Origin of the sequence: Bradyrhizobium sp. PRIMUS42 (assembly GCF_023006515.1) — a bacterium.
Taxonomy (GTDB): Bacteria; Pseudomonadota; Alphaproteobacteria; order Rhizobiales; family Xanthobacteraceae; genus Bradyrhizobium.
In genome coordinates, this window is the sequence record NZ_JALBGZ010000014.1 from 13,366 (window position 1) to 33,848 (window position 20,483).

The 20,483-nt window shown below is 63.5% G+C and carries 20 protein-coding genes, 1 tRNA gene and 1 pseudogene; 20 read left to right on the plus strand and 2 right to left on the minus strand.

What is annotated here, in order from left to right; all coding sequences use genetic code 11:
* The first annotated feature begins 27 nt into the window (after positions 1-27).
* The 16 genes from MOV75_RS03235 to MOV75_RS03310 all read left to right on the plus strand — a co-directional run bounded on the left by MOV75_RS03235 (position 28) and on the right by MOV75_RS03310 (position 16,238).
* The gene (locus tag MOV75_RS03235) at positions 28-1,029 is read left to right on the plus strand and encodes an NAD(P)-dependent oxidoreductase (RefSeq protein ID WP_246916935.1); all 1,002 of its coding nucleotides are present in this window, start codon (positions 28-30) and stop codon (positions 1,027-1,029) included.
* A gap of 5 nt (positions 1,030-1,034) precedes the next feature.
* Positions 1,035-1,646, plus strand: a complete 612-nt coding sequence (locus tag MOV75_RS03240) for a hypothetical protein (protein WP_246916937.1) — start codon at positions 1,035-1,037, stop codon at positions 1,644-1,646.
* The gene (locus MOV75_RS03245; protein WP_246916940.1) at positions 1,643-2,680 is read left to right on the plus strand and encodes an aminoglycoside phosphotransferase family protein; all 1,038 of its coding nucleotides are present in this window, start codon (positions 1,643-1,645) and stop codon (positions 2,678-2,680) included. Before MOV75_RS03240 ends, MOV75_RS03245 begins: the two co-directional genes overlap by 4 nt.
* Positions 2,655-3,503: a transketolase gene (locus MOV75_RS03250; protein ID WP_246916944.1), complete on the plus strand. Its 849-nt coding sequence runs from the start codon at positions 2,655-2,657 to the stop codon at positions 3,501-3,503. Before MOV75_RS03245 ends, MOV75_RS03250 begins: the two co-directional genes overlap by 26 nt.
* A gap of 10 nt (positions 3,504-3,513) precedes the next feature.
* On the plus strand, positions 3,514-4,473 hold the full coding sequence (locus tag MOV75_RS03255) for a transketolase family protein (RefSeq protein ID WP_246916946.1): 960 nt from the start codon (positions 3,514-3,516) through the stop codon (positions 4,471-4,473).
* An 8-nt stretch (positions 4,474-4,481) separates the two neighbouring features.
* Positions 4,482-5,588: a DegT/DnrJ/EryC1/StrS aminotransferase family protein gene (locus tag MOV75_RS03260; protein WP_246916949.1), complete on the plus strand. Its 1,107-nt coding sequence runs from the start codon at positions 4,482-4,484 to the stop codon at positions 5,586-5,588.
* The gene (locus MOV75_RS03265; protein ID WP_246916952.1) at positions 5,578-6,696 is read left to right on the plus strand and encodes a DegT/DnrJ/EryC1/StrS aminotransferase family protein; all 1,119 of its coding nucleotides are present in this window, start codon (positions 5,578-5,580) and stop codon (positions 6,694-6,696) included. Before MOV75_RS03260 ends, MOV75_RS03265 begins: the two co-directional genes overlap by 11 nt.
* Entirely contained in the window at positions 6,693-7,499 is an 807-nt protein-coding gene (locus MOV75_RS03270; RefSeq protein ID WP_246916955.1) for a sporadic carbohydrate cluster 2OG-Fe(II) oxygenase, read from the plus strand. The genes MOV75_RS03265 and MOV75_RS03270 overlap by 4 nt, the downstream gene beginning before the upstream one ends.
* Positions 7,492-7,884, plus strand: a complete 393-nt coding sequence (locus MOV75_RS03275; RefSeq protein ID WP_246916959.1) for an LIC12192 family sporadic carbohydrate cluster protein — start codon at positions 7,492-7,494, stop codon at positions 7,882-7,884. Before MOV75_RS03270 ends, MOV75_RS03275 begins: the two co-directional genes overlap by 8 nt.
* Before the next feature lie 25 nt (positions 7,885-7,909).
* Positions 7,910-8,575 (plus strand): class I SAM-dependent methyltransferase, encoded by a 666-nt coding sequence (locus MOV75_RS03280; protein ID WP_246916964.1) that lies wholly within the window; start codon positions 7,910-7,912, stop codon positions 8,573-8,575.
* Positions 8,553-9,131, plus strand: coding sequence for a WbuC family cupin fold metalloprotein (locus MOV75_RS03285; protein ID WP_246916969.1), 579 nt, complete (start codon positions 8,553-8,555; stop codon positions 9,129-9,131). Before MOV75_RS03280 ends, MOV75_RS03285 begins: the two co-directional genes overlap by 23 nt.
* Positions 9,132-9,192: 61 nt before the next feature.
* On the plus strand, positions 9,193-10,170 hold the full coding sequence (locus MOV75_RS03290; protein WP_246916972.1) for a lysylphosphatidylglycerol synthase transmembrane domain-containing protein: 978 nt from the start codon (positions 9,193-9,195) through the stop codon (positions 10,168-10,170).
* Positions 10,171-10,280: 110 nt separating this feature from the next.
* Positions 10,281-12,569: a hypothetical protein gene (locus tag MOV75_RS03295; protein WP_246916977.1), complete on the plus strand. Its 2,289-nt coding sequence runs from the start codon at positions 10,281-10,283 to the stop codon at positions 12,567-12,569.
* 215 nt (positions 12,570-12,784) lie between these two features.
* Entirely contained in the window at positions 12,785-14,002 is a 1,218-nt protein-coding gene (locus MOV75_RS03300) for a class I SAM-dependent methyltransferase (RefSeq protein ID WP_246916980.1), read from the plus strand.
* The gene (locus MOV75_RS03305; protein ID WP_246916984.1) at positions 13,995-15,200 is read left to right on the plus strand and encodes a class I SAM-dependent methyltransferase; all 1,206 of its coding nucleotides are present in this window, start codon (positions 13,995-13,997) and stop codon (positions 15,198-15,200) included. The genes MOV75_RS03300 and MOV75_RS03305 overlap by 8 nt, the downstream gene beginning before the upstream one ends.
* Positions 15,201-15,203: 3 nt before the next feature.
* Positions 15,204-16,238, plus strand: coding sequence for a Gfo/Idh/MocA family protein (locus MOV75_RS03310; protein ID WP_246916987.1), 1,035 nt, complete (start codon positions 15,204-15,206; stop codon positions 16,236-16,238).
* Here the strand turns inward: MOV75_RS03310 and MOV75_RS03315 are convergent.
* Positions 16,228-17,880 carry a hypothetical protein gene (locus MOV75_RS03315; RefSeq protein WP_246916990.1) on the minus strand — a complete coding sequence of 551 codons (1,653 nt, stop codon included), beginning with the start codon at positions 17,878-17,880 and terminating at the stop codon, positions 16,228-16,230. The genes MOV75_RS03310 and MOV75_RS03315 overlap by 11 nt on opposite strands.
* 162 nt (positions 17,881-18,042) lie before the next feature.
* Here MOV75_RS03315 and MOV75_RS03320 point away from each other — a divergent pair, with 162 nt between their 5' ends.
* The 3 genes from MOV75_RS03320 to MOV75_RS03330 all read left to right on the plus strand — a co-directional run bounded on the left by MOV75_RS03320 (position 18,043) and on the right by MOV75_RS03330 (position 19,970).
* Entirely contained in the window at positions 18,043-18,549 is a 507-nt protein-coding gene (locus MOV75_RS03320; protein WP_246916993.1) for a hypothetical protein, read from the plus strand.
* A gap of 9 nt (positions 18,550-18,558) precedes the next feature.
* Positions 18,559-19,065, plus strand: coding sequence for a hypothetical protein (locus MOV75_RS03325; RefSeq protein ID WP_246916996.1), 507 nt, complete (start codon positions 18,559-18,561; stop codon positions 19,063-19,065).
* A gap of 143 nt (positions 19,066-19,208) precedes the next feature.
* Entirely contained in the window at positions 19,209-19,970 is a 762-nt protein-coding gene (locus MOV75_RS03330; RefSeq protein WP_246916999.1) for a glycosyltransferase family 2 protein, read from the plus strand.
* A 119-nt stretch (positions 19,971-20,089) separates the two neighbouring features.
* Here MOV75_RS03330 and MOV75_RS03335 read toward each other — a convergent pair.
* Positions 20,090-20,165 (minus strand) — tRNA-Trp (locus tag MOV75_RS03335).
* A gap of 148 nt (positions 20,166-20,313) precedes the next feature.
* On the opposite strand from MOV75_RS03335, the pseudogene MOV75_RS03340 reads away from it, so the two are divergent.
* A pseudogene (locus tag MOV75_RS03340) lies at positions 20,314-20,483 on the plus strand (serine hydrolase); the annotation flags it as partial.

Genomic DNA, 20,483 nt, shown 5'->3' on the forward strand with positions numbered 1-20,483 from the left:
CGCTAACGAGAAATTTGGAGAACGACAGTGATTGATCAGAAATGGAACGTGATGGTCACCGGTGGTGCCGGCTATGTCGGCAGCGTACTGGTTCCCCGGTTGCTGGCGGCCGGCCACAAGGTCACTGTGCTCGACCTCTTCATGTACGGTGACGACGTCTTCAACGCCGTTCGCGACAATCCGAACCTGCGCCTGATCAAGGGCGACATCCGCGATGAGGCCGCGATCAACGAGGCCCTGCGCGGCAACAACGCGGTGATCCACCTCGCCTGCATCTCCAACGACCCCTCGTTCGAGCTGGATCCGGGGCTCGGCAAGTCCATCAATTACGACTGCTTCCGTCCGATGGTGCGCGCCGCGAAGAAGGCCGGCATCAAGCGCTTCATCTATGCCTCCTCGTCGAGCGTCTACGGCATCAAGGACGAGGCCGAGGTGACCGAGGAACTGTCCTGCGAGCCGCTCACGGACTACTCCAAGTTCAAGGCGATGTGCGAGACCGACCTCGCCGAAGAGGCCGCGTCCGGCTTCGTCACCTGCACGGTTCGTCCGGCCACCGTCTGCGGCTACGCGCCGCGGCAGCGGCTCGACGTCGTCGTCAACATCCTGACCAACCTCGCGGTCAACACCGGCCGCATCCGCGTGTTCGGCGGAACGCAGAAGCGGCCCAATCTGCACATCGAGGACATGTCGGCGGCCTATCTGTTCCTGCTTCAGCAGGATGACGCGAAGATCGACGGCAAGACCTACAATATCGGCTACGAAAACCACTCGCTGATGAAGATCGCCGACATCGTCAAATCGGTGGTCGGAAACAACGTCGACGTGGCCGTCGAGCCGACCGACGATCTGCGCTCCTACCACGTCTCCTCGGAGAAGATCCGCCGCGAGCTCGGATTTGCGCCGACGCACACGATCGAGCAGGCCGTGTCCGGACTCGTGGACGCCTTCAAGGCCGGCCGCCTGCCGAACTCGCTGAACGATCCCCGGTACTTCAACATCAAGATGATGCAGAACATCAGCCTGAAGTGAGCGGCGTGCGGATCGGCATCGATTTCGACAACACGATCATCTGCTACGACAAGGTCTTTGCCGCCGCCGCGCGCCAGCGTGGGCTGGTGCCGGAGGGCTGGGTCGGGCTGAAGACCGAGTTGCGGGATCTGTTGCGGTCCCGCGCCGGCGGTGAGCTTGCCTGGCAGGGGCTGCAGGGCTTTGTCTACGGCAAGGGCATCGGCGGCGCCGAGATCTATCCCGGTGTCCGCGAGTTTCTCGCAAGCTGCCGCAAGGCCGGCGCGAGCGTCTACATCGTCAGCCACAAGACCCAGTTTGGTCACCAGGACCCGGAGCACGTCGATCTGCGCGAGGCCGCGCGCGGCTGGCTGAAGGGCGCGGGCCTCATCGACGTCGCCGATGCGGCGTTGGCGTCGGGCAATGTCTATTTCGAGGACACGCTGGCGGCCAAGGTGGAGCGGCTCGCGAGCCTTGAGCTCGATATCTTCATTGACGATCTCGTCGATGTCTTCGAGCAGCCGCATTTTCCGAAGGCGACGCGATCGATCCTGTTCACGCAGTCGCGGCCTCCCCATCCCGAGCATTGCGAGCCGATCGCGACCTGGGCGGATATAAGCCGCGGAGTGTTCGCGCAATGAGCGAGCCGGACCTGAGCGCGCAGGATGCGATCTCGATCGGCAGCCGCCTCTCCGGGGCAAGGGTCGCGGGCGCTCAACCGGCGCGGTCCGGCGGCAACAACAGGGTGTTTCGGCTGGAGATGGCGGAGGGTCCGCCCCTCGCCCTCAAGCAATATCCGTCCGACGGGCGCGATCGCCTGGGACAGGAATATGACGCGCTGTCGTTTCTGTCGCGCCACGGCATCATCTCGACACCGCGCCCGGTCGCGAAGGACGCGGATACGTTCTGCGCGTTGTATCAATGGTTCGACGGCGAAGCGGCGGTGCTGCGCCCCCAGGACGGCGATGCCGACCAGCTGGCCGACTTCCTGATCGAATTGCAGAAGCTGCGCGAGGCCGAGGGTGCGCAGACTTTGCGGAACGCCTCAGCCAGCATCTTTTCGCCCGAGGAAGCCGTCGCCCAATACGAGCAGCGTCTGGACGGACTAAGACGGGCCTCGGTTGATCATCCGGACCTGCGCGCGTTCATCGATGGCAACCTGGTTCCCAGCACTGCCGCCGCCATTCAGCGGCTCCGTCGCCGCTACGCGGAACTGGGCCGGGATCCCGCAGCGGACCTGGCACCGGCCCATCGCGCATTGAGCCCGTCGGATTTCGGATTGCACAACGCGCTGCGCACCGAAGATGGCAGGCTGCGCTTCATCGACTTTGAATATTTCGGCTGGGACGATCCGGTCAAGCTCGTGTCCGACACCGCGATTCATCCCGGCAGCGATCTGCCGGAGGCCAGCGCGAACCGGTTGATCGAACGGCTCTCGCGCGCCTTCGAGGCTGGGGATGACGCGTTTGCGATCCGCCGAGACGTACTGTATCCTGTGTTCGGGGCGATTTGGTGCCTGATTGTCCTGAATGCTTATTTGCCGGAAAGCCGCTCCCGGCGCGCCCTGGCTGCGCAAGGTGGCGATCTGACGGTCCGCCTTGCCGGCCAGCTCGACAAAGCCCGCCGGCTCCATCAAACGATTTGCCAACGTGATCCAGATCTCACCCCACGCTGAAGCCGCCCTCACCTGCACGCTGGACGAGCGCAGTCTTTATTTGCGCCGCCTGGTCCTCGGTTCTGTCCGTTCTGCGGGACGCGGACATGTCGGACCCGCCCTGTCGCTGATCGAGATGGTGCGCGTGCTCTACGACGATGTGCTGCGGATCGATCCGAAAAATCCGCGCGATCCCGATCGCGACCGCGCGATCCTCAGCAAGGGACACGGTTGTCTGGCGCTCTACGCGCTACTCGCCGATCGCGGCTTCTTCCCGCTGTCGGAGCTGGACGGCTTCTGCGGTCCGGACAGCATTTTGGGCGGACATCCCGAATACGGCATGGTGCCGGGGGTCGAGGCGTCGACCGGCGCGCTCGGGCATGGTCTGTCGATCGGCGTCGGTCTTGCGCTCGCCGCCCGCATGCGCGAGCGCAGCTACCGGACCTTCGTCCTGCTCGGCGACGGCGAGATCAACGAGGGATCGGTGTGGGAGGCCGCCATGGGCGCGGCCAAGCACGGGCTCGATAATCTGGTCGCGATGATCGACTACAACAAGCTCCAGAGCTACGGGCCGACCGACTACGTCCTGCCGCTGGAGCCGCTCGCGGACAAATGGCGCAGCTTCGGCTTTGCCGTGCAGGAGCTCAACGGCCACGACGTCGGCACCCTGCGCACCGTGCTGAAGCAGGTCCCGGCCGTTGCCGGGAAACCGACTGCCATCATCTGCCATACCGTCAAGGGCAAGGGTCTGCCGGCTGCAGAATCCAACGCCGATTGGCATCACAAGAACAAGCTGACCGACAGCGAGCTCGACGCCATCCGCGTCGCCGTCGGCGATTTTTGATCGGCTCCCCATGCGCAACACCGCCATGAACATGGTCCACAAGCTCGCCGCGCGCGACGAGCGAGTGCTCTACATCGGCTCCGATCCCGGCGCCGGCACGCTGCGTGCGATGAGCAAGGAGTTTCCCAAGCGCCATCTGATCGAGGGCATTTCGGAAGCGCACATCATCGGCATGTCCGCCGGCCTGGCGATGGAAGGCTTCGTGCCTTACGTCAATACCATCGCGACATTCCTCACCCGCCGCTGCTACGAGCAGGTGGCCGTCGATCTCTGCCTGCACAATCTGCCGGTGCGGCTGATCGCCAATGGCGGCGGCCTCGTCTATGCACCGCTCGGCCCCACGCACCAGGCGATCGAGGACATCGCCATCATGCGGGCGCTGCCGAACATGACGGTGGTCTGCCCGTGCGATGCCGACGAGGCCGCGCGGCTGATGGAAAAGACGCTCGACTGGACCGGACCGATCTACATCCGGCTGGGCAAGGGCGGCGATGCGATCGTCTCGAAGGCCGAGCACGGTTTTGAGATCGGCAAGGCCATCCTGATGCGGCCGCCGGGCGACGTCCTCATGGTGACCACCGGCATCATGCTTCAGCGCGCCATCGCCGCAGCCGACCTGCTGGCCGCGCAAGGCATTCGCGCCGGCATCCTGCACATGCATACGGTGAAGCCGTTCGACACCGAAGCGCTGCTGCAGTCGGTTCGCGGCGTCAAGCTCGTGGCAACGCTGGAGGAGCACGTGCCCTCCGGCGGCCTCGGCAGCGCCGTTGTGGAGGCGTTGATCGACAAGCTCGCTTCAGGCCTGCCGGCGATGCTTCGGCTGTCGCTGCCGGACCGCTTCATGCACAATTACGGTTCGCAGGACTCACTGCTGAAGAAGCATGGACTTTCCGCGGCCGCGATTGCGACCTCGATCGAGCGCGCGCATGCCGCCTCGCACACCCCCTCTCCTCAACTCCATTCCACCTGACGGGTCACATGTACGACGTTCGATATTCCTATCTGCTCGAGCAATTCTCCGACCCCGCCCCCATCCTGGCCGAGATCGGCCGGCTGGTGGCGACCGGGGACTTCACCCTTGGCAAGCCGGTTGCCGAATTCGAGAAGCGCTTTGCCGAGCTGATCGGCGTGCGTCACGCCATCGGAGTCGGATCCGGCACCGATGCGCTCAAGCTGCCGCTCAAGGCGCTCGGCATCGGCCATGGCGATGAGGTCATCACCGCCGCCAACACTTTCATCGCCACCGTCGGCGCCATCGCGGAGACCGGCGCGACGCCTGTGCTGGTCGACTGCGACGATTCGTTCTGCATGAACGTCGACCAGGTCGAGGCCGCCATCACTGAGAAGACCAAGGCGATCATGCCGGTTCAGTTGACCGGTGAGGTCACCGATATGGGCAAGCTGATGCCGATCGCCCAGCGCCACAACCTGCCCGTCGTCGAGGACGCATGCCAGGGCATCCTGTCCGAGTTTGCCGGAAAGCGCTCCGGCACCCACGGCATCGCAGCCGGCTTCTCCCTGCATCCGCTCAAGAACCTCAACGTCTGGGGCGATGCCGGCGTCGTCGTCACCAATGACGACGGCATGAACGAGAAGCTTCGCCTGATCCGCAATCACGGCATGAAGAACCGCGACGAGATCGCGATCCTCGGCTGCAATTCACGGCTCGACTCCCTGCAGGCCGTGGTCGGCAACTGGCTGATCGGCCAGACCAGCGAGATCACGCGGCGCCGGATCGAGAATGCGGCCTATTACGACGCTGGCCTTGCCGGCCTGCCTGGCCTGCGCGTCCCGCCGCGCCGGCCCAATGTGAAGCACGTCTACCATCTCTACATGGTGTTCGCCGAGCGCCGCGACGAGCTCTACCAATACTGCCTGGACAACGGCATCGAGGCCAAGATCCACTATCCGATCCCGCTGTATCAGCAGGAAGGCCTCAGGCACCTCGGTTACGCCCCCGGCACCTTCCCGGTCACCGACCGCCACGCGAAGGAAGTCATCAGCTTCCCCGTCGACCAGCATCTGACGCGCGCACAGCAGGACCGCGTCATCGAGACCGTCAGGAAGTTCTGCCATGGACGCTGACACCGGCCGCCGGCGCATCGGTTACGTCAATCTTCCCGCACAATTCGAGGAAGAACGCGCCGAGATCATGCAGGCGGTCGAGGGCGTATTTTCCCGCGGCGATTTCATCGGCGGCGCAGCGGTCGGAAAGCTCGAGGAGGAATTGTCCGCCTATCTCGGCTCGCCACATGTCGTGACCCTGAATTCCGGCACCGACGCGCTGATCCTCGCCTTGCGGGCGCTCAACATCGGTCCCGGCGACGAGGTGATCACCCCGCCCAATTCGTTCGTGGCATCGACCGCCGCGATCATCGCGGTCGGCGCCACGCCGGTGTTTGCGGACGTCCTGCCGGACCAGAACATCGATCCGGCCGCGGTCGAGGCCGCCGTCACGCCGCGCACCAGGGCGATCATGCCCGTGCATCTGACCGGGCGCATGGCCGACATGACCCCGTTGATGGCGATCGCGGACAAGCATGCGCTTGCGGTGATCGAGGACAGCGCCCAGGCGGTCGGCTCGACCTATGACGGCCGGATGAGCGGCACGATCGGAACGTTCGGCTGTTTCTCCGCCCATCCCCTGAAGAATCTCAATGCCGCGGGCGATGCCGGCTTCCTCGTCACCGCCGACGCCGAGCTCGCCGCACGAATCCGCCGGCTGCGCAATCACGGGCTGATCAATCGCAGCGACGTCCAGGAATGGGGCATCGTGTCTCGGCTCGACACGCTCCAGGCGGAAGTGCTGCGGATCCGCCTGCGCCACCTTCCCTCCGTGATCGAACGCCGGCGACGCAGCGCCGCGCAATACCGCGCCGAGCTCGCAGGACTCCCTCTGTTCATTCCGCCCTGCCGCAACATCGAGTTCAACACCTTCCATACCTTTGTGGTGCAGACCGACCGTCGCAACGACTTCCAGAAATATCTTGCCGACAAGGGTATCGAGACCGCGATCCACTATCCGGTACCGATCCACCTGCAACCGTCGGCGGCGCATCTGGGCCATGGCCGCGGTGCGTTTCCCGTGACTGAGCGGCAGGCGGATCAAATCCTCACGCTCCCGATCAACCAGTTCCTCTCGGCCGCCGATATCAGCTATATCTGCGCGACCGCCCGGGAGTATTTTGCATGACGGATACGGACTTCCTTCAGGCCGATGAGCAGGCGCTGGCGCAGCGCTTCATCGACGACGGCTTCGTCACCACGCCGGCCGACGACCGCGCCGGGCTCGACCGGATCCAGCGCCGCGCCGCCGAGCTCGCGGCGGACTATCTGAAGCTGCCGCACAGCAACGATCCCTACGCGATGCTCGACAGCATCCACACCCGCGTGAGCGTGGACGATCTCAACGGCCTGCGGCTGCACGTCTTCAACGGCCTCAACGCCGAGCCCTGGTTCCGGCCGACCTATTTCCGCCTGGCGCGCTCGACGATCGAGACCATCGTCGGCAACGAGCTGTGCATGCAGCGCCGCGTCAATCTCAGCATCCAGATGCCCGGCGATGATTCCTCGCTGCTCGCCACCCATTCCGACGTCTGGTCGGGCGACTCGCCGTTCGAGGTCGTGGTGTGGGTTCCGCTGGTGGACGTCCATCACACCAAGGCCATGTACCTGCTGCCGCCGTCCCTGAACGGCGACATGCAGGACCGGATGGCAAACCTGCGCAGCGCCGAGGAGCTGTACAAGACCATCAAGCCGCACGCGACTTTCATCGAGATTCCCTACGGTCACGTGATGCTGTTCAACCAGACCCTGATGCACGGCAATCGCGTCAACGAGGAGCCCGGCACGCGCTGGAGCATGAACTGCCGATTCAAGAGCATCATGTCGCCCTACGCGGACAAGCGCTTCGGCGAGTTCTTCGAGCCGATCCTGCTGCGTCCGGCGACGCGGGTCGGCATGCAATACAAGCTGCCGGGAGGCTTCCATGGCTGAGCGAGCCGGCCATCGCGGCTATATCGGCGCCCGGCCGCTGAACGGCAGCCGCACCCCGCAGCACGTCCAGAACATCGTGATCCGCGACTACGCGCGGCGCAAGAACCTGCAATTTCTGCTCAGCGCCGTCGAGCACATCATGCCCGGCAGCTACATGGTGCTCGAGGACATCCTGGACGAGCTGCCCCGCCTGAACGGCATGATCCTTTACAGCATCTTCATGCTGCCGCCCGACGAGGCACGGCGACGGGAGATCTACGACCGCGTGCTGCGCGAGGGCTGCGACCTGCACGCGGCTGTCGAGGAAATCACGCTGTCGTCGCCGAAGGACATCCAGGTCGTCGAGGACATCCTGCTGGTCAATAAATACGCGACCATCCTGTGACGATGCCGCGGACCGGTTGGGCCCCATGAGCGAAATCAACCTGCTCCAACCGATGCACGCATCGACCAGGCGGAACTACGTTCAACGCGTGGTCGAGCACGACAAGGCGGAATCCGCCACTGTGGCGCGGCAATGGGGTCGCGACTATTGGGACGGCGATCGGCGCTACGGCTACGGCGGCTATCGCTATGACGGACGCTGGCGCCCGCTCGCCCAGACCCTGATCGATCGCTACGGCATCAAGCCCGGCATGAGCGTGCTCGACGTCGGCTGCGGCAAGGGCTATTTGCTCTACGAGTTCACCCAGCTCGTCCCCGACCTCACGGTCGCCGGCATCGACATTTCCGACTACGGCATCGCCAACGCCAAGGAGGAGGTGCGGCCGCAATTGAAGGTCGGCAGCGCCGTTGAGCTCCCCTACCCCGATCACAGCTTCGATCTCGTGGTGTCGCTCGGCGTGCTGCACAACCTTCCGCTCGAGGACGTCTTCCGCGCCGTGCCTGAGATCGAGCGCGTCGGGCGCGGCGCGTCGAAATATCTGATGGTCGAATCCTTCCGCAACGAGCGCGAGAAGGCGAACCTCCTCTACTGGCAGCTCACCTGCCTGAGCTTCCACGGCCCGGAAACCTGGGCGTGGATCTACGACAAATGCGGGTATCGGGGCGACCATGGGTTCATCTTCTTCGAATGAGGCGACGAGCCCGCGCCGGCCGACATCGCTGCGCGCGCAAAATCCCGAAGTCTATTATTCGGACGATGCCATCGTCACGGCCGATGACGCCACGATCGCGGAGCTGAAACGCATCGCCGCCGGCAACCCGCGTCTGCGCAGCCGGCTGTGCACGCACCCCGATCCCTCGTCCGGCCTGCACGAAATGCTGATCGTGCATCATCGCGAGGCCTATGTGCGGCCCCACAAGCATTTTGGCAAACCTGAATCGTTTCACGTCATCGAAGGCACCGCGCAGGTCGTGATCTTCGAGGATGACGGCCGCATTCGCGAGGTGCTCGAGATGGCGCCCTATGGCCAAGGCAAGCGCTGCTACTACCGCATGCCCGAACAGGTCTTCCACTCGATCCTGATCACGTCGGAGTGGCTGGTCTTCCACGAAACCACCGCCGGCCCGTTCGATCCCTCCCGCACCGCATTTCCCGACTGGGCCCCCGATGGCGGCGACGCCGCCGAGGTCCAGGACTACGTCACAAGGATTGCTGCGCTCGCCACGGAGCATCTGGCGAGAAAATAGACGCCGACCGCTATCGCTGCCCGACGATCCCGCCGCGAATGATCGAGGACGAGACCAGCCGATGAAGCCGCCTGCAAAAGCACTGGTTACTCTGGCCAAGTTCGCCGTCTCGATCGGCATCCTCGTAGTATTGTTGCGGGCCCAGGATTTGTCGTCCCTGCAAGCCGATCTTCTCGCTGTCAAACTGGACATGCTGGCACTCGCGGTGCTGCTGCTGTTTGCCCAGACCTTCGTGCTTTGCCACCGCTGGATCCTGATCCTTCGCGCCATGCACGTGCCCCTGGATTGGCTGTCCGGCTGGCGCATTCTCATGGTCAGCACCTTTTTCAACCAGGTGCTGCCCGCAGGCGGCGACGCGGTCCGGATCTGGATGCTGCGGCGGCATGGCGTGCAATGGTCGCCGACCATCAGCAGCATCGTGGCCGATCGCTTTCTGGCGCTGCTGGCGCTTGGTACCGTCATATTGGCAGGAATGCCGTTCCTGCTGCAACGGATCAACGACAAGTCGCTCCTGTTCGCGATCGTCATCGTTCTCGTCATTGCGTGTTTCGGCCTGATCGCCCTGCTCATGCTGGCTCGCTGGCCGCCTCGCATCATCGCCGCTCTGCCGGCTGGGATCGTGCAATTCGCGATGCTGGTCAGGGCTCCGCTGGCGGCCGAAGCACGGGGAACGCTGATGGCGGCCGCCGTCATCATCCATCTGATCACCGTCGCGGCCTGTTATGTCCTTGCGATCGGCCTCGACGCGCCACTCTCCGCGCTCGATGCGTTCGTCCTTGTTCCGCTTGTCATTCTGTCGTCCGCGGTTCCGATCTCGATCGGAGGATGGGGCGTGCGAGAAGGCGCAATGGTTGCCGCGCTTGGCCTCGCTGCGATCGCATCCGACAAGGCGCTTGCCATATCGGTTTTGCTCGGCCTTGGCGGCCTGATCGTCGGGCTGTTCGGTGGGCTGGTATGGCTGATCGCGCCTGAGCGCGCCAATTTCAGCGCCGCCGAGGCGCGGGCCACCGCCGAGCGAGCCGACGCCAAGCCCATTTAGCAACGGCAAATGACTATCCTTCGAGCCTTTCATCCTGCAACCAATCGACTGATCCCCTTGCAGTCGATCTGCTCTTTTTTCGTCGACGCGACAGCGGACCAGACAAAGCAATGACCATTTTCCGAGCGAATTTGCGCACCGTTCTCGAGGCGCTGTGGTGGCGCGTCCTCGTCTTCGCGCCGGCCGCCGTTTCCCTCTGGTGTCTGAACCGGGCGGATACCTACCGAACGCTGATTTTCGACGGTGGCTGGACAACGCGATTTTACGTCGTCGCCTGGATCTTGCTGACGCCGTATCTCGGCTGGTTCATCATGGCGACCGGCCGCCTGACGTTTTCCCTCATCAAGCACGAACCTGCTCAGCGAGTGGACGAATTCTTCGTTGGCGCGGCCACGCTGATGCTGGCGGGATTTGGACTTGGCGCGCTTTCCCTTCTGTATCCGCAAATCGTTCTCGGATCTGCGATCGCGGTTCTCTTGTGGGACACTCTCACCTTCAAGGCAACGCGCAAATTCATCGTGACCTTTCCGCTGATCGCGATTTCGATACTGGGCCTTTGGCTTCTGGCGACGGTGTTTCTTGATCGTGCCGTCATGCCCGACGTCATTTCGACCGACGTTCCGCAGCTCTACGCGCCGTATCTTGCCGAAGTTGCGAGAAATCACAGCATCTGGCTTGCGGCCGACAATCCCATCTTCTCCGACTTCGAGATCGGCCACGGAAACGGACTGCACTTGCTGCTGGCGACGTTTCTGCCTCCTCACGTCGCCCAGATCATTTCATTTCTCTACTTCGTCGGCATCGGTGCGGTCATCTTCGAGCTCGCCCGCATTGTTGTGCCGTTGCGGGCTCTCGGACGCCCGTGGGAGGACGCAATGATACCGATCGCGGTCGGCTTGGCCGTCCTCGGGCTTGCGTGGCCGCGTACGATGCCGAGCGTCAAGGCTGGCCTCCACATCATGGAGTTCGGCAAATATCACCTCCAGACCGCGGCGTTCTTCGTCTATTTTCTCCTCGTCGTCATTCGCTCGTCCCAAAGCCGCGACAGGTTGGCCGCCGGCATTTGCGGCCTTGCCGTCGCCGCTTCCTATCCGCTGTACGCATCGATCGTCTTCGTGATCTCATCGCTGGGCATGTTCACCAAGACAATTCAGCGAGACCGTCCCGGCCTCGTCACCAGCATCCTGCTGGGTTTGGGAGCACTTGCGGGATGCATCCTCGCGTTTTCCGCCAATTACTTCTATCTCGGAATTCCAGCGACAAATCCATATTCGCTTTTTCGGCGTGTCGTGTCGGTCGAACGATTTTCGCAGTTCGGCAGCCTCGACATTCTGGATTTTTTTGTGCTGGCACAGTCGCTGGAGGTCAGCGACTTCCTGAGCAAAGCGGGACTTGTCGCCTTCCTCAGACAGGCCAGGTCGGTTCTCGCGGTCGCTTTCCTCATCATGCTGGCAATCTCTGCCGTCGCGTTCGTCGAGTCAAAGCTCCGTCGCGATCGACCGGATGGCTCGAAGTTGCCGCCGCTGCCCAATCCTGCAGGTCTCTTCATCGTTGTCGCCTACGTCGCCAGCATCCGGCTGCTGGATATGACGCTGAACATTCCCAGCCTGATCAGACTGTCCATTCACGTTAACGCGCTGTTCCCGCTCGCGACGGCCGGGATCGCTTGCTGGGGCTTGGTTCTGTTACGGCGGTTCGGGCTTGCCTGGTTCTCGGGACGCCTGACTCCCTCTGCCGTGCTCGTCGCGCTTCTGGCCGTCAGCGCCTGGATGACCACCACCTATCCCTGGCAGACCTTCAGGGATGACCAGGCCATTGCTTTTGTGCAGGGGCGTCCGCTCGAGCAGATGCCGCGCGTCAGCCAGAATTGGCGCCGCTGTGACGAACTGCAGCAATCAACCGGCGCAAATCGCATTCTTGCTCTCAACGGCTACCGCGCGATGGTGCCCTGCTATTTCTCGCCGCTGCTCACGCGCGGCAAGGTCATCCACACCTATGAAAGCGACGTCGCGCGCGACTTCAGGAAGATCGCACTAGGGACCGCCGATACAGCAGAGGCCGCCCTTCGATCGCTCGACGTCAAGCTGTTCTATGTTCAGAAGCAGAATTGCGATTTCTGGCTCAACGGCTTTTCCGATCTCTTTCAGAGCGCCGAACTGGAGAAGAGATTCGCCCTACATAGCGAGACCCCGAACTACTGGCTGTTGACGTGGAAGGATGGCGGTCAGACACTGAGCCCCGAAGCCGAGGCCGGCGTTTCCGCACTCCGGGCGAGATCGAAGGCGATCTACCGCCAGGCCTACGGCATCGAGCCGTTCGAGGTGGTGAAGCACCGTCTGTCTCCCACCGGCCAGCGAGCGGACGTCACGGCTCTCGATCAGCTCACGACCTGCCACTAGGTCTACTTCGCGCCGGTTCCGTGCATGTCGGCGAGGCAAGCCCGCAACGAAGGCCGCGGGGTATCAGCTTCAGGGGACCTCCGGGTTGTGAATAGCCCGCCCGGCGCAACTTAAGAATTGTGGCACGGCCTGCGGGGCTATATAGGCTTCAACTGCGCCGCGTATCGTCTCGGGGTGCCGACGTTCCCTTGCTATTCCTGCAAAGAGTTAAAGCCGTGACCGACCATTGCCGCCTTTGCCATTCGACCAACCTGCGTCCGGTCATTGACCTCGGACTGATGCCGATTGCCCATCGGCTTCGGCACAGCCGAAACGAGCAGGAGGAACGGTATCCGTTCGAGGTGCTGGCCTGCGGCGATTGCGGCCTGCCTCAGATCGTCAAGCCGATCGATCCCGACATTCTGTACCGCCAGTTCAACTACAATTTCAGCAGCTGGAAGCCCGAACCGCACCAGGTGGACGAGCTCGACACCATCGCGAAATTCTCCAAGCATCAGTCCGTGTTCGAGATCGGATGCAACGACGGCCTGTTCATGGACAAGCTCCGCGAACGCGGTGCCAAGGTTTTGGTGGGCGTCGAGCCCAATCCCGTGTCGGGCAAGATCGCCAGCGGGCGCGGCATCAAGGTCTATGCCGACATGCTCAGCCCGGAGATGGCCCACGACGCAGTCGCTCAGGCCGGCAAGTTCGACCTCGTCGTCTCGCGCCAGGTACTGGAGCACATCGTCGATTTCGAGAACTTCTTCGACTGCGTCAAGATCGCGCTCAGCGACGACGGACTGCTCTTCATCGACGTGCCTGATTTCGCCCCCGGGTCGACGGCGGGAGACCTTTCCGTCCTCTGGGAGGAGCACGTCAGCTATTTCACCGAACCGACCCTGCTCGCGCTGCTGGCGCGCCACGGCTTCGAGGCGGTGTCCGTGAAGAAATACAATTTCAGTGGCGGCAGCCTCGCCATCGCAGCCCGCCGCGCCGCGGGCAAGGTCACGCCGCCGCCTGCGCCATCCGGCGTCGGCGAGAAATTCGGTCAGCGCGCAAGAGAGTATGGCGCACGTCTGCGCCCGATTCTCGCGAAAGCTCGCGCCAGCGGTGCCGAGATCGCCATCTACGGCGCCGGCTGCCGCGCCTGTACCTTCACCAACGCACACGAGCTGGCGGATCTCGTCGACCTCTCGGTCGACGATCAGAAGGAGCGCCAAGGGTTGTTCCTGCCCGGCACCGGCATCCCGATCCGTTCGCCCGAGGATCTCGCCGGCAAATCCGGGCCGCTGGTCTGTCTTCTCGCCGTGAACGAGGAAAACGAAGCCAAGGTCAGCAGCCGGCTGCGCGAGAGCGTGAAGCGCCCGCTGCAGATCGTTTCGATCTTCGCGCCCTCCGACATCTGGAGTGAGCTCGATCGTCTCGAAGCGGCCGCAGGGTCGCGGCATGGCTGAAGACAAGCTCTTCAATTATTACGAACGTCAGGATGTTCTGCCGACGTTCGGGAATTTCAAGTCGGCCACCGAGCTAGAGGCCTACGCCAGCCAGCGTCGCGAACTGTTTTCGGACAAGCTGGTGCTGCCGCCGCGGCTGTTCCGCGATGCCGAGGTGCTCGAATTCGGTCCCGATTCCGGCGAGAACGCTCTGGTGTTTGCCGGCTGGGGCGCGAACATGACGCTCGCCGAACCGAACCGGCATGCACATCCGAAGATCGAGGCCTATTTCGCGCATTTCGGCTTGACCGAACGTCTCCGCCAGCTCGCACTGGCCGATGTCGAGGGCTTCGGCAGCGACCGCGGTTTCGACATCATCGATGCTGAAGGCTTCATCTACACCGTGCAGCCGAGCGAAAAGTGGCTCGGCATCTTCCACCGCCTGCTCAATCCGGACGGTTACGCCGTCGTGTCCTATTACGAGCGCTATGGCGGCTTCTTCGAGCTTGCGCTCAAGGCGATCCATGCGGCCGGCAAGGCAATGACTGGTCGCGCTGCGCTCGAAACGGCGAAGACGCTGTTCGAGGCGAAGTGGAACAGCATCCCGCACACGCGCAGCTTCGAATCCTGGCTGATGGACGTGCTCGAAAATCCGTTCGTCCGGCATCGCTACTTCCTCGATGCGGCCGCCTTGTGCACCGCGGCGCATGAACAGGGATTCGACGTCCATTCGGCATGGCCCGCCTATCGCGACAGCTTGGACATCTACTGGCACAAGAAGGTCCTGCCCGGTGACGAGAAGCTGCGTCGCGCCGCACGGCATCTCGACCGCAGCCGCCTGAGCTTCCTCGGCGGGCGAAAGCTCTATCTGGTCGGCAAGGCCGATGCTGTGCAGGCGATCTCGGCATCGATCGAGGCGCTGGTCCTCGACGTCGATGCGATGATCGACGATCCATTCGGCGAGAGCCTGCCGCGCGTGGTCGCGGGCCTCGCATCCCTGCGCGAGACGATCCGGACGAGCGACATTCTCGCCGACGATCCTGCCGACATCGAAGCCATGATTGCGACGCTCGACAGTTTCCATCGCATCTTCGGCGCGATCGGGCAGCGGGACGCATCCGCGGTCACCGCCCTCACCCAATCGGATCCAGCCTTCATCAACACCTGGGGACAGCCGGCGCATTTCCTCGTCGTCCGGAAACGCTTCAAGGGATCGTAGCCAGTGAGGCCAGGCATTGGCATCATCGGAACGGGCATGGTCGGCCAGATGTGCCACCTCGCCAATTTCGCAGCCAATCCAGCCTGCCGTGTCGTCGCGATCGCCGATCTCCGGCCGGACCTCGCTGCCGCCGCAGCGCAGAAGTTCGGCATCCCCCGGGTTTACGGCACGCATCGCGAGCTGCTCGCAGACAGCGCGGTATCCGCCGTCGTCGTCGTGACGAAGCGTCGTGCCACCGGACCGATCGTGCTGGACGCCTTGAGCAGCGGCCGGCACGTGCTCTCGGAAAAGCCGATGGCCTACACGACGGCCCAGGCCATGTCGCTGGTCGAAGCTGCGCGGCAGCAAAACCTCGTCTACAGCATCGGCTACATGAAGCGTCACGATGCCGGTGTGGCACGAGCGCTGCAGATGCTGACGCGCTTACGCAACGACCGGTCGCTCGGACGCATCGTGCGGGCAAAAGGCTGGTGCTTCGGCGGCGACACTGGCCGGTCGCACGATAATTTCGTGATGACCGGCGAAGCGCGGCCGGACGGGCTCGAGCTCTGGCAGGATGGTCCCGACTGGATGCCGCGCGCGATGCGTCCCGGCTACGACAATTTTCTGAACGTCTTCAGCCATATCATCAATCTGGCGCGCTACCTGCTCGGGTCGTCGCCGACGGTCGCCGAAAGTGCGATCGAGGCTACTGGCGCCGGTCGCATCACGCTCGACTTCGGCGGCATCGCCTGCACGCTGGATCTCGTGAACGGGTCGGAGGGCACCTGGCGCGAGGGACTGACGATCGACTTCGAGCGCGGCGCAGTGACCCTCGAATTGCCCCCACCCTTTGCCGAGCAGGAGGCGGAGGTCATCGTCGATCACGATGGTCAGAGCACGCACCTGACGGGTGAAAAGAGCTGGGCGTTCCGGCGCCAGGCCGACGCCTTCGTTTCCGATATCGCGGCGCGCGGCGCACCGCTGGCCTCCGGCGAGGATTCGGTGACCGACATCGCGCTTGCGGAGACGGTTTGGAAACAGCGCGCTAGCGGCTAGGCGCGGCGTCTGTCTCGACCGGCAGGATGCCCGCGATGGGCCCGAGCTTGATCGTGACCTGCGCAAGCTGCGTTAGGAACTCCGCAACGTCGCAGCGCGCCAGCAGCCGGCACGTATAGTATTTTCGCACCAAGGTATGGTTCGGCGCGGCTCCAGGGCCCGGCTGGAACGAGATCGTTGCCTGCGGCCCCGTCGGATCGAAATGATGAAACGCGCTTCCCGGAGCCTTCCTCGCCTCGTCCATTCCCCGCAGGATGTCGGGTCGCTCCGCGCGCAGCGCAAATCCGAAGAAGGGCTGATTGCCCCAGGCAAGGCGGAGCATGCCGGTGACCTCGGCGAGGCCGAACGGCACATGCCGAGACGGGTAGTCGAAAAAACCATCGTCGAGCGCATAGACCGTCGCCGCGGGCTGGACCCGGCCGGCAAGATCGCGCGCCAGCGCCTCCTGCTTCAGCGTTCTCGCCTGCATGAAGACGTAGTCGCTCCACAGCATGCCGATCGACATGATCAAGGCCGGCCCGAACACGACCGCCAAGGCGGCGCCGGGGCTGATCCAGCGTTCGGCCTGTCGCTTGAATGCAAGCAACGTGAGCGCCGAGGGCAGGCCGAACATCAGCAGATGACGGCTCTCGTAGAAATGCGTGGATGACGGCCGCAGGCCGGCGATCAAATAGGGCGATGATAGTGCGAGGAACAAGATCAGGGCGAGCACGAGCGGCAAGGCGATCGCTAGTCTGGACGTGGTCGGCTTCCTGGCGGGACGCAGCAACAGCAAGACGATGCCGACGAGCATCGCGGCCAAGATGAAGAGCGCCGGAACCTGAATTGCCGCCCGGATCGCGTGGGCCACGACGTCCCTGTAGCCGGTGACGAAAAATGCCCCCCATCCCCCAGCCAGCTCGCGCAAGGTCGGGAAATGCGCATCATAGTGCTGCGTATACACGCCGATCCGTTTGAACCAGATATTGAGCGTGCCCCAGTAGATCAGGGGCAGCACCATCAATTCCGGATAGCCAAGGGCGCAGCGCCAGGATGCGAGCCACGTGCGACGAACGAAGCCGTCCGCCGCGCTCCCGCCCCGCCATATCGCAACGAAGAGGCCGAGCACCACGAAGGCATAGAGCACGATCGTCGAGTTGAGCGCGAAGCTCAGCAGGAACACGAGCGCACAGCCTGCGCGAAGCAACATGCGCCGCAGACCGCGGGCGCTGAAGGCCAGCGTCAACAACCCTGCACCGACGAACAGGAGGCCATAGCTGAAGACGTAGACCGCGTTCGCCTTGCCCGCCCAAAGCTGATAGCCGGGATAGGTCCAGACCATCAGCGCGAAACCGACCGCCTCGGCGCGGTCGAGCAGATTGAGGCGCGTTGCCGTCAACGCCAGCGATATTGCGCCGAAGACGATTCCAGCGAACGCCAGCGAGACCATCACGGCGACCGGGGCGCCCGTCCAGTTCGCGAACGTGTCGTAGCTGTAGAAGATCGGATGACCGGCGCCGTTCAGCAGGAAATCGATGTCGATGAAATAGTCCGGACGCGGCTTGAGCACGAGCCAGTCGTCCATGAAGAGACCGTCGTTCAGGAGCATCGGCGCATGCGCAGCCAGCAAGACGACAAGGAGGACGATTATCGCACGCAGCAATGGGGCATCTCGGACGGAGGAACGGCATCGCCGGCAAGGATTCGCACGCCCAGATGACGTCCGCAAGGGCGGGATGACGGGCTCCCTTGACCCGAAAAATACGACCTCCTATAGACTTTTGCTCAGGCTGGGCCTGAGAGGCGTCCGGGACGATTTTCCGCAATGAACATGCTACCGGGCCCGGCGCAAGCCGCTGCGATTGGTCTCAGTGTCGCGCTGCCGCTGCTGCTGCTGTGCTACGCGCGCATCGCTGCCACCGGCGGATCCGGCCGCCGCTTCCGGCTCGGCTGCGTCAGCATCATCGCCTTTTACGCGATCGCCTGCATCGCGCTCCCCGGCCAACGCCGTTTCGACGACGTGCTTGGCGGTCTGTTCCTGTTGGGGACGGCGATGATGTTTTGCTACATCCTGTTCAGCCTGCTGGCCTGGGGCTTTACGCTGACGCTGCTCACGGCACTCGTCCAGGCGGGGCGCCCCCTCACCCTCGAGCAATGGGCGGTCGCCTACATGCAGGGCGGAGATCTCGGCACCTTCACACACAACCGCCTGAAGCTCCTCGTCGGCGCAGGGATGGTGATCACGGCAGACGGCAGCCTTACGCCAACGGCCAAGGGCGTGGCGATCGCGCGTCTCGTCAAATTCGTCCGTCTGTCGACCGGACTTGGGTGAGCGGCCACGATGTCCTTCGTTGTCGGTCTCTTCGCTGCCGTCATGTTCGCCCTGCTGGCCCCTGCCTTGCAGTTGATGGCCCGCGCTCGCGGATGGACGCTTGGAGCCGTGATGCTGCTCGCGATCGCCGCAATCGTCACCCATGGTCTCGGCGTGATGCTCGGAATCTTCGTCGTCACGCAATTTCAGTACTGGGACGCCGCGTCGATTTTCGGGTTTTGCGTCATGGGTTACGTCTTCGCTTTTGGCGCAGTGTACAAATCGGTTTCCCTGGACATTCTGCTCAGCGTGATCCACCGGCCTGAGCGGAGGGCTCCGCTTTCGGACATCGTCGAACGGCAGGTTCCAGCTCTGTTCCAGGGACGAATTGGGAACCTGGTCGATAGCGGCCTGGTCGAACCGGTCGATTCACACTTCGCGGCGACCGCGGCGGGCCGGACCCTGGCAGGCCGCGTCGGACAGCTGCGCCGCGCCTTCGGCATCGGCGATACCAGTCTCTATGATTTTTCGGATTAGTTGCGCAGAACACACACATCGCCGGATTCATGCCGGTTGTACGGGGCATATCTGCGGGCCCCTTATTGTTCGCCCGGCTCAGATGACCTAGAGTTGCGCCAGGGTTCCACCAGTAAAGAGTGGCCGGCAACAGGCGGCATGAGATGACACCTTCCAGGGCGGCAAAACGGCTTACGATCGTCATTCCTGCGCTGAACGAGCAGGACAAGATCGCCGACACCATCGAGGGCGTGTTGCCGCTTGCCCGCGAGTTGCTCGACGATTTCGAGATTTTCCTGATCGACGACGGCAGCACCGACGGCACCGGCGCGATCATGGACGAGTTTGCTGCCGGCGAGCCCCGCATCATCGTGCATCATAACGCCGAGCGACGTGGTGTCGGTGCTGGCTTCGAATACGCCCTGTCGCGCGCGAAATTCGATGCGATCACTCTCATTCCGGGCGATCACGCCTTTCAGAACGAGGGTATTGCCCGGATGTTCAAGGCGGCGGGCGCCGCGGACCTCGTCATCACCTATCGCGACAACCAGTCGGACCGCTCCGTCAACCGCTCGCTGCAGTCGCATTCGCTGCGGTTCATCCTGAACTGCCTGTTCGGGTTCTGGCTGTCCGACTACCACAGCATGATCGTCTACCCCGTGAAATGGCTGCGCCAGATCGCGGTCAAGGCCGACGGCTACGGTTATCAGATCTGCGCGTTGATCTCGCTGCTGCAGCTCGGCCTCACCTACGTGCAGGTGCCGGTGAGCCTGAACGCGGAGCTGAAGGGCTCGTCCCGTGCGCTGCGGCTGCGCACCTATTTCGAGCTCGGCGCCACCATCGTCTCGCTGCTGCGCCGCGTTCCCATCCGGGACGTCGACCGCAGCCAGGTGCCTACCGACGCGGAACGGGCTCCGGCGCGCTAGGCGACGCCTCGCCGGGCCTCGCACTCGAAATCAAGGGTACGTGTCGGCTCGTGGCGATTCGCCCGCGGGACGTCCTCGTCCCTATCCCGCCAGCATCTGATCTAAGTGATTGATTTGACTGGCAGGAGTGGCAGGGCTCGAACCTGCGACCCCCGGTTTTGGAGACCGGTGCTCTACCAATTGAGCTACACTCCTACAGACCCCGCGTCGCCTTGGGATCAGGGCCGCTTTCAAGCACAGAGGGTGGCCGGTTTGCAAGGGTGAACCGCGCCCGCTTCGCTTGTTTGTACCGGGGTTTCTGGCCACACTTTCCCGACCAAAAAACAAGAGCCCGGGAGCCCTTATGAACGCCCAAGCTGCCACGACAGCCGCCTCCGCAATCCACACCCCGCCCTTGCCGGAGGCCCAGCCGGAGACGCTTGGGCTGTCGCGGCCGCGCCTGCAGGCCATGTCGGACGCCTTCAAGCGCGCGATCGACAAGGGAACCGTTCCCGGCGTCACCGTGCTTGTGGC